Below are 14,341 nucleotides of genomic sequence, written 5' to 3' on the forward strand. Positions count from 1 at the left end.
TCCCCTCAGTCCTGGTGGCCGAGCTGGAGGTCGCGTTCCGTGCGGCCCCCGCCGGCCACCTGGAGGACGGTCGCTACGGGCGGGTAGCCGGCGGCGATGACCGTGTACTCCCCGGAGGACAGGTCCACGAAGCGGAAGGTCCCGTCCGGCCCGGTGGTGAGGGTGTCCACGACGTTGCCGGCCGCGTCGAGCAGGGTGACCCGGGCGTCCTCCACGGCGCGCCCGCCGCCGGCGCGCACCGTCCCGCGCAGCACGGCGCCGCCGGCCAGCTCGATGTCCTGGCGGGTCTCGCGGGACGCCTGGACGCTCACCGGGAGCGCGGCGGGACGGAAGGCGGGGGCGCTGGCGGCGAGCGTGTACTCGCCCGCGACCAGTTCGGTGATGACGTATCCGCCCTCGCGTCCGCTGCGGGTGGAGGCGACGACCTCGCCGCGCACGTCGGTGAGGGTGACGGACGCGTCCCGTACGGGCGTGCCGTCGGCGGTGACGACGCTGCCCGCGAGCCGGCCGGCGCCGCCGAGGACCACGTCGAGTTCGACGGGCCGGTCGCCGACGGTGACGGAGACGGCCTGCGGCTGGTGTCCGCCGGCCGCCGCGATCAGGACGTACGCGCCGCCGCCGGGCACGCTCAGCGCGTACCGGCCGTCCTCGCCGCTCGCGCCCCGGCCCACCTGCCGTCCCTGGACGTCGATGAGGGTGAGGGCGGCCCGGGGGACGCGGCTGCCGTCGTGGTGCCGGACCGTGCCGCAGACGGGCAGTCCGGAGTGGGCCGGCCCGGGGTGCGGCGGGGCGGCGGGGGCGGGCTCCGGGACGGCGTGCCGGGCCTGCGGCACCGCCTGGGTACCGAAGTCGGCGGCCTCGGTGGTGGGGGTGTGGTGGGACACCAGCGGTTTCTCCTTGAGGGCGAAGGCGAGGACGAGGCCGAGCACGAGGACCGGCACGAGGTAGAGGAAGATGCGCGGCATCGCGTCCGCGTACGCCTGGATGTACGCGTCGCGCAGGGCGGGCGGCAGGGTGTGCACCGTCTGCGGGGTGATCGACTCGGCCGGGGGCAGGACGCCGGGGCCGCCCTGGGACAGGACGCCGGCGAGCCGGTCGCCGAGGGCGTCGTCGAGCCGGGAGGCGAAGAGGGTGCCGAAGATCGCGGCGCCGACGCTGCCGCCGATCTGGCGGAAGTAGTTGTGGGCACTGGTGGCGGCGCCGAGGTCGGCGGGGCGCACGGAGTTCTGCACGGCGAGCACGAGCACCGGCATGACCAGGCCGATGCCGAGACCGAGGACGGCCTGCCAGAGGCTGTGGTGCAGGCGCGGCGTGTCGGTGCCCATGTGGGAGAGCAGCCACATGCCGAGGACGGCGAGGGCGCCGCCGGCCACCGGGTAGACCTTGTAACGGCCGGTGCGGCTGATGAGCCGGCCCGAGGCGACGGAGGCGAGGACGATGCCGCCCATGAGGGGCAGCATCAGGAGTCCGGACTCCGTGGCGGTGGCGCCCTCGACCATCTGGAGGAAGGTGGGGAGGTAGCTGGCGGCGCCGAAGAGCGCGATGCCGATCACGGTGCCGACGAGGGCGGTGACGGTGAAGACGGAGTCGCGGAAGAGGCGGAGCGGGATGAGGGGTTCGGGCGCGAAGTGCTCGACGACCAGGAACAGCAGGGCGGTTCCGGCGGCTCCGCAGGCGAGACCGAGGATGACGCGGGAGTCCCAGGCGTACTCGGTGCCGCCCCAGCTCGTCAGCAGGACCAGGCAGGTGGAGGCGGCGGCGAGGAGCAGCGCGCCGAGGACGTCGAAGCGCGCGCGTGCGGCCGGCTTGGGGAGCTTGAGGACGGTGGCGACGACGGCGAGGGTGACGAGCCCGAAGGGCACGTTGAAGTAGAAGCACCAGCGCCAGGAGACGTGGTCGGTGAAGAAGCCGCCGAGCAGGGGTCCCGCGACGGAGGCGAGGCCGAAGACGGCACCGATCAGGCCCATGTACCGGCCGCGTTCCCGAGGGGGCACGATGTCCGCGATGATCGCCTGGACGCCGATCATGAGGCCGCCGGCGCCGATGCCCTGGACCGCGCGGAAGGCGATGAGCTGGTCCATCGTCCGGGACCAGCCCGCGAGCCCCGAGCCGATGACGAAGACGACGATGGCGAAGAGGAAGACGCCCTTGCGGCCGAGGAGGTCGCCGAGCTTCCCGTAGACCGGCAGGCCGACGGTGGAGGTCAGCAGGTAGGCGGTGATCGCCCAGGACATCCGGTCCAGGCCCTGGAGTTCGCCGACGATCTTCGGCAGGGCGGTGGCGACGATCATCTGCTCCAGGGCGGCGAGGAGCAGCGCGAGCATGAGGCCGAAGAAGACGAGCCGGACGCGACGGGGGTCGAGGGCGGCCGGACCGGGCGAGGGCACGGGGCCGGCGGGCGGCCCGTCCGGCGGGGGCGGTGCCGCGCCCGCCACTTCCCCGACGGCCCCGACGAACCCGGCGGCTCCAGCGGCTCCGACAACCTCGGCGGACCCGGCGGTCCGGATGCCCTCGGCGCTCCCGGTCGTCCCGGTGCCCTCGGCGGTCCCGGTGCTCTTCGCCATGGTGACCCCACCCACGTGTCTGCTCCCCTCGTCACGGCGTCTGCGCCGCGCCATTCTTCGCATTGGGCGCGAAGGGGGAGCAAGTCGGGCGGTACGGGAGTCAAGGGCGTCCGGGGCGGTGAACCTCCCTGGACGGCAGCGCACTTGGGGCGCTCATCAGCGCGTTTGCGCGAGGGCCCGCGCCCCCGGCGCACCGGGGGCGCGGACACGGGGGCGCGGGCGATCCACTCGAATCGGTGAACGCTCCGGGCGTTACTTCTCGACCTCGGCCGCCAGCCGGTCGAGGACGAGGTCGTAGATCCGGCCGAGTCCCTTGGGTGCGAAGGTCTTCTCGAAGAAGCCGCCGATGCCGCCGGCACCGTTCCAGACGGTCGTGACGACGGCGCGGGACCTGCCCTCGCCGGCGGGCGTCACGGTCCAGGTGGTGACCATGGAGGAGTTGCGGTCCTTCTCGACGAGCTGCCCGTCGGTGGGCTCGGTGACCTCCAGGAGGCAGTCGCGGACGCGCTTGCTGGTGGCCTGGAGCTTCCAGTGGACGAGGGTGCCCTCGCCGTCGCCGCCCTCGCGCACCTCGTACTCGCTGAAGTGCTCGGGGAGGAGCTTCGCACGCGTGCCGCTGTAATCGGCGAGGGCGTCGAACACCGTGTCGGCGTTCGCGGCGATGATCCGTTCCGTCGTGGCCTCGACCTGCGCCATTGACTTCCTCCAGCTCGTGGTTCCTCGGGGAATGAGGACCAAGCGAACCACGTGGGTGCCGGGGGACGAAATCCGGGACGCGACGACCGGAGGAGCGGGCGTTCCCCCGCCTGCGGGCCGCCCGGGCCCGGCCGTCGAGGAGACGCCCGTGCGCCGGGGCGGTCCGGCCGAAACCGCCGCCGGTCCCGGCCCGTTCGGCGCGGACGCGGTCGCCGTCCGCGCCTCCGCCGCCCCCGGCCTCCGGGGCACCGCCTTCCACGGGGCACGGACCCGGTCGGATCGTCGGACCGGTATGCCTGACACGCCGTCGGCTCCCGCCGTTCGGGTCAACTCCCGGCGGAACGGGTCCTTCCGGCCCCTGTTCGGGGCACGGAGCCCCCATGACCCCACGCGCAGGCATGCTGATCGCCGCTGGAGCACTGGTGGCCGGGACGGTCACCGTCCTGCCCGCCTCCCCGGCGGGCGCCGGTGAACCGGCCTCCCTCCCCCGGCTCGCCTGGACCGACTGCCCCACGAAGCCGTACCCGAGACTCCAGTGCGCCACCCTGAAGGTCCCGCTCGACCACGACGCCCCGGCCGGGCGGACGATCACGCTCGCCCTCACCCGGGTCGCGCACACCGCGAAGACCTTCCAGGGGCCGCTGTTCGTGAATCCGGGCGGCCCCGGTGGCAGCGGACGCGGCATGGCCGGGTACGTGGCGTCCGCGCTGCCCCCGGAGGTGGCCGCCCAGTACGACGTGATCGGCTTCGACCCGCGCGGGGTCGGCAGGAGCGAGCCCGCGCTCGACTGCCTCCCCGGCCACTTCGCGCCGGTGCGCCCCGACTCGGTGCCGCGCGGGAGCCGGGCCGAGCGGGCGGGGGTGAACCGGGCGCGGGAGTTCGCCGAGGCGTGCGGCGAGAAGTACGCCGACGTCCTGCCGTACATCGACACGGTGAGCACCGCCCGGGACCTCGACCTCGTCAGGGACGCGCTCGGCGCGCCGAAGCTCACCTACCTGGGGTACTCGTACGGCACCTATCTGGGGGCGGTGTACGCGCGGCTCCATCCGGACCGGGTGCGGCGCATGGCGCTCGACTCCGTCGTCCACCCGCACGCCGTCTGGTACGAGTCCAACATCGCGCAGAACCACGCCTTCGACACGCGCCACAAGGCGTTCCTGGCGTGGGTGGCCCGGCACGACTCCGTGTACCGGCTCGGCACCGACCCGGCGGCGGTCGAGGCCGCCTGGTACCGGATGCGCGACGCGGTGCGCGCGGCCCCGGCCGGCGGGAAGGTCGGTCCGGGCGAACTGGAGGACACCTTTCTGCCCGGCGGGTACTACAACGGCTACTGGCCCGCGCTGGCGAAGGCGTTCTCCGCGTACGCCGTCGACGCGGACCCGAAGCCGCTGACGGAGGCGTACGAGCGGTACGGGGAGCCCGAGGCCGCCACCGACAACGGCTATTCGGTCTACACGAGCGTGCAGTGCCGGGACGCGGGCTGGCCCCGTGACTGGGGCGTCTGGCGCAAGGACGCCTGGAAGACGCACGCCAAGGCGCCGTTCTCGACCTGGAACAACACCTGGTACAACGCTCCGTGCGCGTTCTGGCCGGTGGAGTCCCTGACCCCGCCGGACGTCCGCAACGACCGGATTCCGCCGGCTCTCGTCCTCCAGGCGACGGACGACGCGGCGACGCCGTACGAGGGCGCGGTCGCGCTGCACCGGCTGCTGCGCGGTTCCCGCCTGGTGGTGGAGGAGGGCGGCGGCAACCACGGCGTGACGCTCGCGGGGAACGACTGCGCCGACCGGTACCTGGCCGCCTACCTGGCCACGGGCGAGGTCCCGCGCGGCGGGGGCGGCGGCGAGGCGGACGCGGTCTGTGCCGCGCTCCCGGACCCGGAGCCCGAGCCGGTGGCCCCGGCCGGTCCGAAGCCGCCGGAGAAGAGCGGCGCGGCGTCGCGGGTGGGGCCGGTCGGAGCCGTCCTGCACGGCCTCCTCGGCCACGCACGCTGAACGGCCGCCCGCCGCCCGTCTTCCGCCGCCCGGACCGGCCGGGGCCACCGGACCGGGCCTCCGCCGCCCGGTCCCGCGCCGCCCGGCCCGCGCCGGCCGCGCCCCCGCCCTCCGGTCCCGTTCAGCCGGCGGGGCCGAGCCGCCCCAGCGACCGTCCCGCCGCCGCGCCGAGACGGGGGTGCGGCAGCGCGGCCTCCAGGGCGGGGCGGGCCCGGGGATCGCCGAGGGCACCGAGCCCTTCGACGCAGGCGAGACCGACGCGCCAGTGCGGGTCGTCGGCCGGGAGGCGCCGTTCGAGGACGGTGATCAGGGCCGGTACGGACTCGGGGGCGCGCAGCGCGGCGAGCAGCCGGACCGGCAGCAGGGCGTAGGCGGCGCGGAGTTCGTTGGTGGCGAGGGCGGCGGCCGCGCGGGCGGTGCGCGGGTCGCCGAGCCGGGTCAGGGCGTGGGCGGCGGTGACGCAGCGCTCGGGATCGCGGTGGTTGAGGAGGAGGACGAGGGGCTCGAAGGCGCGCGGGTCCCCGGCGACGCCCAGGGCGTAGGCGGCGATCTCCCGGGCCCAGAGCGGCTGTCCGGGCGCGGTGAGAACGTGGTGCAGTTCCTCGGGGTCGCGGGTTTCCGCGAGCCGTCCGAATTCCGCCGGAACCTCTCCGCCCTCATTCTCGATCTCGTCGCGCAATCGATCGATCATCGAGCAGAATTCCGGGTCCTCGGCGTATTCCATGAATCCGAGCCTATCCGCGATCCAGATCACATCTTCTCGACTTCCCGGGACTGGCGCGCTCGTTACCGGCCGGTTAGTCTCGGGTGAGCGGGTCGATCCCCGCTTCTCACAACGGCCTGGTGACGCAGCCGTCGTGAGCGTTCGTCGGTTCGGCAGTTTCGACGCGGCTCCGGGACAGAGCCCGTCTCCCCTTTCACCGGGCACCGCCCTTTCCGGGCCCGCTCCCGCGTGTTCTTCCGCGATTCCTTTCGCGCGATTCAGCGGCACCACCCGCGCGTACTGCCCTCAGTCGTCACTCTTCCTCCCTGGAGTCCCCTGATGGACACCCCTCTCTCCACCATCGCCGTCGTCGGTCTCGGCACCATGGGCACGGGCATCGCCGACGTCCTCGCACGGGCCGGCCGCGAGGTCATCGGCATCGACATCAACGACGCGGCCGCCGCCCGGGCCGTCGCCGCCCTGGAGGCATCCACCGCCCGCGCCGTGGCCCGCGAGCGGATCACCGAGGAGGAGCGGCAGGACGTCCTGGCCCGCTTCCGCACCTTCCCCGACCTCCGGGCGGCCGCCGAGGCCGATCTCGTGATCGAGGTCGTGCCGGAGTCGTACGAGGCGAAGCGGGAGGTCTTCCGGGCCCTCGACGGTATCGTCCGGCCCGACGCGATCCTGGCCACCGGCACCAACGCGCTCTCCGTCACCCGGCTCGCCGCCGACTCGGCGCACCCCGAGCGGGTGCTCGGCCTGCACTTCTTCACCCCGGTCCAGGCGATGAGGCTGGTCGAGGTGGTCTCCTCGGTGCTGACCGACCCACGGGCCGTCGAGGCCGTCACCCGCCTCGCCCAGGACCTCGGCAAGGAGCCGGTGGCGGTCGGGGACCGGGCCGGGTTCATCGCGGACGGGCTGCTCTTCGGCTACCTGAACCAGGCCGCCGCGATGTACGAGTCCAAGTACGCCTCCCGCGAGGACATCGACGCGGCGATGCGGCTGGGCTGCGGCCTGCCGATGGGCCCGCTGGCGCTGCTCGACCTGATCGGGATCGACACGGCCCGCACGGTCCTGGAGGCCATGTACGCCTCCTCGCACGACCGGCTGCACGCCCCCGCCCCGATCCTCCGGCAGCTCAGCGAGGCGGGCCTGACGGGCCGCAAGGCGGGCCGCGGCTTCTACACGTACGCGGCGCCGGACTCCGGCGAGGTGGTGCGCGACGCGCTCACCCCGCTCGCCTCGGCGGAGGCCGGGGCCGGCCGCGAGGTCCGCTCGGTCGGCGTCGCCGGCTCGGGCACCATGGCCTCCGGCATCGCGGAGGTCTTCGCCAAGGCCGGGTACGAGGTCGTGCTCGCCGCCCGCTCCCAGGAGAAGGCGGACACCGCCAAGGCCCGGATCGCCACGTCCCTGGACCGTTCGGTGTCCAGGGGCCGGATGACGGCCGAGGCCCGTGACACCACGCTCGCCCTGATCACCCCGGCCGGCACGCTCGACGCCTTCGCCGAGGTCGACCTGGCGGTCGAGGCGGTCGCGGAGGACCTGGAGATCAAGCAGGAGCTGTTCGGGCGGCTCGACAAGGTCTGCAGGCCGGGCGCGGTGCTCGCCACCACGACCTCCTCGCTGCCGGTCGTGGCTTGCGCCCGGGCCACCACGCGTCCGCAGGACGTCATCGGGATGCACTTCTTCAACCCGGCGCCCGCGATGAAGCTGGTGGAGATCGTCCGTACGGTCCTGACCGGCGACGACGTCCACGCCACCGTCCGCGAGGTGACCACCAGGATCCGCAAGCACCCCGTGGACTGCGGCGACCGGGCCGGCTTCATCGTGAACGCGCTGCTCTTCCCGTACCTGAACAACGCGGTCAAGATGGTCCAGGAGCACTACGCGACCCTGGACGACATCGACGCCGCGATGAAGCTGGGCGGCGGCTACCCGATGGGCCCGTTCGAACTGCTCGACGTGGTCGGCCTCGACGTCTCGCTCGCGATCGAGCGGGTCCTGCACCGCGAGTTCCGCGACCCCGGCCTCGCCCCGGCCCCGCTCCTGGAGCACCTGGTGGCGGCGGGCTGCCTGGGCCGCAAGACGGGGCGCGGCTTCCGCGAATATGCCCGGCGCTGAACCCCGCTCCCCCGGCTGGGGCGGGCTCCTGATCCCCCCGGGCACCCCCGGTGCCCCGGGGGGTTCCCCGCCCCCACCTGGGCACACGTCCACTCCGATGCAGTACGTTCGGACCATGCCCAAGGCCGCGAAGTCACCCCGTGCCACCTCTCCGTCCGACGCTCCGGAGAGCGCGGCGGGCACCCGTGCCGCCGCGCAGCGGCTCAAGATGCGCCGGGAGCTCGCCACCGCGGCGATGGAGCTCTTCGCGACCAAGGGGTACGAGGCCACCACGGTGGACGAGATCGCGGCCGCGGCCGGGGTCGCGCGGCGGACCTTCTTCCGCCACTTCCGCTCCAAGGAAGAGGCGATCTTCCCCGACCACGACGACACCCTGGTGCGGGCGGAGGCGGTGCTGAACGCCGCGCCGCCGCACGAGCACCCGCTCGACACGGTGTGCCGGGGCATCAAGGAGGTCATGAAGATGTACGCGGGGTCCCCCGCGGTCTCCGTGGAGCGCTACCGGCTCACCCGCGAGGTGCCGACGCTGCGGGAGCGGGAGATCGCCTCGGTGGCCCGCTACGAGCGGCTGTTCACCCGCTACCTCCTCGGCCACTTCGACGAGCGCGACCACCACGACGGCAACGACGACCCGCTGCTCGCCGAGGTGGCGGCCTCGGCGGTCGTCACCGCCCACAACCACGTGCTGCGCCGCTGGCTGCGGGCGGGCGGCGAGGGCGACGTGGAGGCCCAGCTCGACCACGCCTTCGCGATCGTCCGGGAGACCTTCGGGTCGGGCATGGGCGCGGGCCGGCCGGCCCCGTCCTCCGCCGCCCCCCAGGACGGCCCCGCCCCCGCCGTCCGGGCTTCCGCCCGCGGTGACGTGGTGGTCGCCGTGGCCCGTACGGACGCGCCGCTCGACGAGGTCATGCGCTCCATCCAGCAGGCGCTCGGCAGCGCCTGACCCCTCCCGCTCCACGGCGCGCCGCGTGGGCCGCTCCCGATCCCCGGGGGCGGCCCACGCGGCGTTTGCCCAGGTCGGAGCGGTGTGAGCCGTCCATTCGATCGATCATCGCTCATCTGTGACGGGCGGTTCGCATCCGAGTGAAATTACTGGCACGCAGTGCCTTGTCAGGTGACACGGCGTGCCATACGTTGAGGGTGTCCGGGCGGTCGGCACGCGGAGACCACCTCGCGCGCCGGCTGTCCCCACGGGCCGACGGCCCGTGCGCCCGGACGCCTGCGTCACAGGCAACCCCGCGCCCGAACGGCGCCGCGCCACCGCACCGCCCAGCCGAACCGACGGCACACCTCCACAGCAGCAGCACTTCCCGTCGCAACCCCCCAGGCGTCCTCCCCGGACGCTCACCGCCGGAGGCAACCCGTGAAGGAAATCCTGGACGCGATCCAGTCCCAGACCGTGACGTCGAGCGGCTCCGCCGCGGTCACGTCCGCCGACTTCGCGAACATCCAGCTCCCCGAGTCGTACCGCGCCGTCACCGTCCACAAGGACGAGGCCGAGATGTTCACCGGACTCGCCAGCCGTGACAAGGACCCGCGCAAGTCGCTCCACCTCGACCAGGTCCCGGTCCCCGAACTCGGTCCCGGCGAGGCGCTCGTCGCCGTGATGGCCTCCTCGGTCAACTACAACTCGGTGTGGACCTCGATCTTCGAGCCGGTGTCGACCTTCGGGTTCCTGGAGCGCTACGGCCGCCTCTCCGAGCTGACCAAGCGCCACGACCTGCCGTACCACGTCATCGGCTCCGACCTCGCGGGCGTCGTCCTGCGCACCGGCCCCGGCGTCAACTCGTGGAAGCCCGGCGACGAGGTCGTCGCGCACTGCCTCTCGGTCGAGCTGGAGTCCTCCGACGGCCACAACGACACGATGCTCGACCCCGAGCAGCGCATCTGGGGCTTCGAGACCAACTTCGGCGGCCTGGCGGAGATCGCCCTCGTCAAGTCGAACCAGCTGATGCCGAAGCCCGGCCACCTGAGCTGGGAGGAGGCCGCCGCCCCGGGCCTGGTGAACTCCACCGCCTACCGCCAGCTCGTCTCCCGCAACGGCGCCGGCATGAAGCAGGGCGACAACGTCCTCATCTGGGGCGCCAGCGGCGGCCTCGGCTCGTACGCCACCCAGTTCGCCCTGGCCGGCGGCGCCAACCCGATCTGCGTCGTCTCCTCCCCCGAGAAGGCCGACATCTGCCGGTCCATGGGCGCTGAGGCGGTCATCGACCGCAACGCCGAGGGCTACAAGTTCTGGAAGGACGAGCACACCCAGGACCCGAAGGAGTGGAAGCGCTTCGGCAAGCGCATCCGCGAGCTCACCGGCGGCGAGGACATCGACATCGTCTTCGAGCACCCGGGCCGCGAGACCTTCGGCGCCTCCGTGTACGTCACCCGCAAGGGCGGCACCATCACCACCTGCGCCTCGACCTCCGGCTACATGCACCAGTACGACAACCGCTACCTGTGGATGTCGCTCAAGCGGATCATCGGCTCGCACTTCGCGAACTACCGCGAGGCGTGGGAGGCCAACCGCCTGATCGCCAAGGGCAAGATCCACCCCACCCTGTCGAAGGTCTACTCCCTGGAGGAGACCGGCCAGGCCGCCTACGACGTCCACCGCAACCTCCACCAGGGCAAGGTCGGCGTCCTCGCCCTCGCGCCCCAGGAGGGCCTGGGCGTGCGCGACCCGGAGATGCGGGCCCAGCACATCGACGCCATCAACCGCTTCCGCAACATCTGAACCCGGGACCACAGATGACTGAGCGCCAGAAGGACCGGCCGTGGCTCATGCGGACGTACGCCGGTCACTCGACCGCCGAGGCGTCCAACGAGCTGTACCGGCGCAACCTCGCCAAGGGTCAGACCGGCCTCTCGGTCGCCTTCGACCTGCCGACGCAGACGGGCTACGACCCCGACCACGTCCTCGCCCGCGGCGAGGTCGGCCGGGTCGGGGTCCCCGTCTCGCACCTCGGCGACATGCGCCGGCTGTTCCAGGACATCCCCCTGGAGCGGATGAACACCTCGATGACCATCAACGCCACGGCGATGTGGCTCCTGGCGCTCTACCAGGTGGTCGCGGAGGAGCAGGGGGCGGACGTCGCCGGGCTCCAGGGCACCACCCAGAACGACATCGTGAAGGAGTACCTGTCGCGCGGGACGCACGTCTTCCCGCCCGGCCCCTCCCTCCGCCTCACGACGGACATGATCACCTACACGGTGAACCACCTCCCGAAGTGGAACCCGATCAACATCTGCAGCTACCACCTGCAGGAGGCGGGGGCCACTCCGGTCCAGGAGATCTCGTACGCGATGTCCACCGCCATCGCGGTGCTCGACGCGGTCCGGGACTCCGGCCAGGTCCCCGAGGACCGCTTCGGCGAGGTGGTCGCCCGCATCTCGTTCTTCGTGAACGCGGGCGTCCGCTTCGTCGAGGAGATGTGCAAGATGCGCGCCTTCGGGCGCATCTGGGACAAGATCACCCACGAGCGGTACGGCATCGAGAACCCCAAGCAGCGCCGGTTCCGCTACGGCGTGCAGGTCAACTCGCTCGGCCTGACCGAGGCCCAGCCGGAGAACAACGTCCAGCGGATCGTCCTGGAGATGCTGGCCGTCACCCTCTCCAAGGACGCCCGCGCGCGGGCCGTCCAGCTCCCCGCCTGGAACGAGGCCCTGGGTCTGCCCCGGCCCTGGGACCAGCAGTGGTCGCTGCGCATCCAGCAGGTCCTCGCCCACGAGTCCGACCTGCTGGAGTACGAGGACATCTTCGCCGGCTCGCACGTGATCGAGGCCAAGGTGGACGCCCTCGTCGAGGAGTGCCTGGCCGAGATCGACCGCATCCAGGAGATGGGCGGCGCGATGGCGGCCGTCGAGTCCGGCTACCTCAAGGCACAGCTCGTCTCCTCGCACGCCGAGCGGCGCGCCCGGATCGAGGCCGGCGAGGAGAAGATCGTCGGCGTCAACATCCACCGGTCGACCGAGGAGAGCCCCCTCACCGCCGACCTGGACACCGCGATCATGACGGTGGACCCGGCGAACGAGGCACGGGTGGTCGCCGCCCTCCACGAGTGGCGCGACAACCGCGACGAGACCCGCGCCCAGGAGTCCCTGGCGAAGCTGAAGGCGACGGCGGCCGGCGACGGCAACCTCTTCGCCGCCACCCTGGAGTGCGCGCGCGCGGGCGTCACCACCGGGGAGTGGTCCTGGGCGCTGCGGGACGTCTTCGGCGAGTTCCGCGCCCCCACGGGCGTGTCCTCCGCCCCGGTCGCGGTGACCGCCGAGGCGGGCACGCCGCTGGCCCTCGTACGGGAGAAGGTGGCGCGGACCGCGGAGGAGCTGAACGCCGGACGGCTGCGGCTGCTCGTCGGCAAGCCCGGCCTGGACGGGCACTCCAACGGGGCCGAGCAGATCGCCGTACGCGCGCGCGACGCCGGTTTCGAAGTGGTCTACCAGGGCATCCGGCTGACCCCCGAACAGATCGTCGACGCGGCCCTGGCCGAGGACGTGCACTGCGTGGGCCTGTCGATCCTCTCCGGCTCGCACGCCGAGCTGGTCCCGGACGTCCTCGGCCGCCTCCGCGAGGCGGGCGCGTCCGACATTCCCGTCATCGTCGGCGGGATCATCCCGAACGCCGACGCCGCGGAACTGAGGCGCGCGGGCGTGGCCGCCGTCTTCACCCCGAAGGACTTCGGCATCACGGAGATCATCGGCCGTATCGTCGACGAGATCCGCAGAGCCAACAAGCTCAGCTCCCTTGAAAGTACGGAGGTCCCCGCATGACCAGCCCCGCGTCTCCCGTGAACCGGCTGCGCCCCCGCCGCTCCTGCCTGGCGGTCCCCGGCTCCAACCCGCGCTTCCTGGAGAAGGCCCAGGGTCTCGCCGCCGACCAGGTCTTCCTCGACCTGGAGGACGCCTGCGCCCCGCTGGCCAAGCCCGAGGCCCGGCACACCATCGTGAAGTTCCTGAACGAGGGCGACTGGACCGGCAAGACGCGCGTGGTCCGCGTCAACGACTGGACGACCCACTGGACGTACCGGGACGTCGTCACGGTCGTCGAGGGCGCCGGCCAGAACCTCGACTGCATCATGCTGCCGAAGGTCCAGGACGCGCAGCAGATCGTCGCGCTGGACCTGCTGCTCACCCAGATCGAGAAGACGATGGGCTTCGAGGTCGGCAAGATCGGCATCGAGGCGCAGATCGAGAACGCGCAGGGCCTGACCAACGTCAACGCCATCGCGCAGGCGTCCCAGCGCGTCGAGACGATCATCTTCGGCCCGGCCGACTTCATGGCCTCCATCAACATGAAGTCCCTCGTCGTGGGCGAGCAGCCGCCCGGCTATCCGGCGGACGCCTACCACCACATCCTGATGAGCATCCTGATGGCCGCCCGCGCCAACAACCTCCAGGCGATCGACGGCCCCTACCTGCAGATCCGCAACCAGGAGGGCTACCGGGCCGTCGCGCGCCGCGCCGCCGCCCTGGGCTTCGACGGCAAGTGGGTGCTGCACCCGGACCAGGTCGCCGCCGCGAACGAGATCTTCTCGCCCTCGCAGGAGGACTACGACCACGCCGAGCTGATCCTCGACGCGTACGACTACTACACGTCCGAGGCCGGCGGGAAGAAGGGCTCCGCGATGCTCGGCGACGAGATGATCGACGAGGCGTCCCGCAAGATGGCCCTGGTCATCTCCGGCAAGGGCCGCGCCGCCGGCATGCGGCGCACCAGCACGTTCGAGATCCCGGAGGCGTAGCACCATGCAGTTCGGCCGCACGTACGAGGAGTTCGAGGTCGGTGCCGTCTACAAGCACTGGCCCGGGAAGACGGTCACGGAGTACGACGACCACCTCTTCTGTCTGCTCACGATGAACCACCACCCGCTGCACATGGACGCGCACTACGCCGAGAACACGACGGACTTCGGCAAGAACGTCGTCGTCGGCAACTACGTCTACTCGCTGCTGCTCGGCATGTCCGTGCCGGACGTCTCCGGCAAGGCCATCGCCAACCTGGAGATCGAGTCGCTGCGGCACGTGGCGCCGACCTTCCACGGCGACACGATCTACGGCGAGACCACGGTCCTCGACAAGACCCCGTCGAAGTCGAAGAACGACCGCGGGATCGTGTACGTGGAGACCAAGGGCTACAAGCAGGACGGCACCCTCGTGTGCGTCTTCCGCCGCAAGGTGATGGTCCCCACCGAGACGTACATCAAGGAGCGCGGCGGCGAGCAGCCCGGCCGCCCCGACCTCGTCGAGCCCTCCAAGAAGCCGGAGAAGTGACC

10 protein-coding genes are annotated in these 14,341 nt (G+C 72.3%); 7 read left to right on the forward strand and 3 right to left on the reverse strand.

All coding sequences use genetic code 11. The features are described from left to right. Window positions 1-5: 5 nt before the first annotated feature. Together ACZ6AQ_RS24220 and ACZ6AQ_RS24225 are read right to left on the reverse strand one after the other, a co-directional pair. Entirely contained in the window at window positions 6-2,564 is a 2,559-nt protein-coding gene (locus ACZ6AQ_RS24220) for an MFS transporter (RefSeq protein ID WP_468762206.1), read from the reverse strand. 252 nt (window positions 2,565-2,816) lie between these two features. Further along, a complete protein-coding gene (locus tag ACZ6AQ_RS24225) occupies window positions 2,817-3,260 on the reverse strand; it encodes an SRPBCC family protein (protein ID WP_468762208.1) in 444 nt (147 codons plus the stop codon). A gap of 380 nt (window positions 3,261-3,640) precedes the next feature. Between ACZ6AQ_RS24225 and ACZ6AQ_RS24230 the strand changes: the two genes are divergently transcribed. Further along, a complete protein-coding gene (locus tag ACZ6AQ_RS24230) occupies window positions 3,641-5,254 on the forward strand; it encodes an alpha/beta hydrolase (RefSeq protein ID WP_468762210.1) in 1,614 nt (537 codons plus the stop codon). 121 nt (window positions 5,255-5,375) lie between these two features. Here the strand turns inward: ACZ6AQ_RS24230 and ACZ6AQ_RS24235 are convergent, their stop codons facing one another. Continuing rightward, entirely contained in the window at window positions 5,376-5,978 is a 603-nt protein-coding gene (locus ACZ6AQ_RS24235; protein ID WP_388695911.1) for a HEAT repeat domain-containing protein, read from the reverse strand. Window positions 5,979-6,296: 318 nt separating this feature from the next. Here ACZ6AQ_RS24235 and ACZ6AQ_RS24240 point away from each other — a divergent pair, with 318 nt between their 5' ends. The 6 genes from ACZ6AQ_RS24240 to ACZ6AQ_RS24265 all read left to right on the forward strand — a co-directional run bounded on the left by ACZ6AQ_RS24240 (window position 6,297) and on the right by ACZ6AQ_RS24265 (window position 14,339). After that, entirely contained in the window at window positions 6,297-8,078 is a 1,782-nt protein-coding gene (locus ACZ6AQ_RS24240) for a 3-hydroxyacyl-CoA dehydrogenase family protein (RefSeq protein ID WP_468762212.1), read from the forward strand. A 115-nt stretch (window positions 8,079-8,193) separates the two neighbouring features. Continuing rightward, complete coding sequence (locus ACZ6AQ_RS24245) at window positions 8,194-9,021, forward strand: TetR family transcriptional regulator (protein WP_468762214.1); 828 nt, start codon at window positions 8,194-8,196, stop codon at window positions 9,019-9,021. Between the two features lie 420 nt (window positions 9,022-9,441). Next, the gene (gene ccrA, locus ACZ6AQ_RS24250) at window positions 9,442-10,803 is read left to right on the forward strand and encodes a crotonyl-CoA carboxylase/reductase (RefSeq protein WP_388695916.1); all 1,362 of its coding nucleotides are present in this window, start codon (window positions 9,442-9,444) and stop codon (window positions 10,801-10,803) included. Window positions 10,804-10,817: 14 nt separating this feature from the next. Then, a complete protein-coding gene (locus ACZ6AQ_RS24255; RefSeq protein WP_468762216.1) occupies window positions 10,818-12,839 on the forward strand; it encodes a protein meaA in 2,022 nt (673 codons plus the stop codon). Then, window positions 12,836-13,810, forward strand: a complete 975-nt coding sequence (locus tag ACZ6AQ_RS24260; protein WP_468762218.1) for an HpcH/HpaI aldolase/citrate lyase family protein — start codon at window positions 12,836-12,838, stop codon at window positions 13,808-13,810. The genes ACZ6AQ_RS24255 and ACZ6AQ_RS24260 overlap by 4 nt, the downstream gene beginning before the upstream one ends. 4 nt (window positions 13,811-13,814) lie before the next feature. Then, complete coding sequence (locus ACZ6AQ_RS24265) at window positions 13,815-14,339, forward strand: MaoC family dehydratase (protein WP_388695924.1); 525 nt, start codon at window positions 13,815-13,817, stop codon at window positions 14,337-14,339. Window positions 14,340-14,341 lie beyond the last annotated feature (2 nt).

The organism is Streptomyces sp. NPDC041191, assembly GCF_055591945.1.

Coding starts and splice junctions, on each gene's coding strand:
- ACZ6AQ_RS24220 (WP_468762206.1), bottom strand. CDS start 2,564: ATGGCGAAGAGCACCGGGACCGCCGAGGGCACCGGGACGACCGGGAGC.
- ACZ6AQ_RS24225 (WP_468762208.1), bottom strand. CDS start 3,260: ATGGCGCAGGTCGAGGCCACGACGGAACGGATCATCGCCGCGAACGCC.
- ACZ6AQ_RS24230 (WP_468762210.1), top strand. CDS start 3,641: ATGACCCCACGCGCAGGCATGCTGATCGCCGCTGGAGCACTGGTGGCC.
- ACZ6AQ_RS24235 (WP_388695911.1), bottom strand. CDS start 5,978: ATGGAATACGCCGAGGACCCGGAATTCTGCTCGATGATCGATCGATTG.
- ACZ6AQ_RS24240 (WP_468762212.1), top strand. CDS start 6,297: ATGGACACCCCTCTCTCCACCATCGCCGTCGTCGGTCTCGGCACCATG.
- ACZ6AQ_RS24245 (WP_468762214.1), top strand. CDS start 8,194: ATGCCCAAGGCCGCGAAGTCACCCCGTGCCACCTCTCCGTCCGACGCT.
- ACZ6AQ_RS24255 (WP_468762216.1), top strand. CDS start 10,818: ATGACTGAGCGCCAGAAGGACCGGCCGTGGCTCATGCGGACGTACGCC.
- ACZ6AQ_RS24260 (WP_468762218.1), top strand. CDS start 12,836: ATGACCAGCCCCGCGTCTCCCGTGAACCGGCTGCGCCCCCGCCGCTCC.
- ACZ6AQ_RS24265 (WP_388695924.1), top strand. CDS start 13,815: ATGCAGTTCGGCCGCACGTACGAGGAGTTCGAGGTCGGTGCCGTCTAC.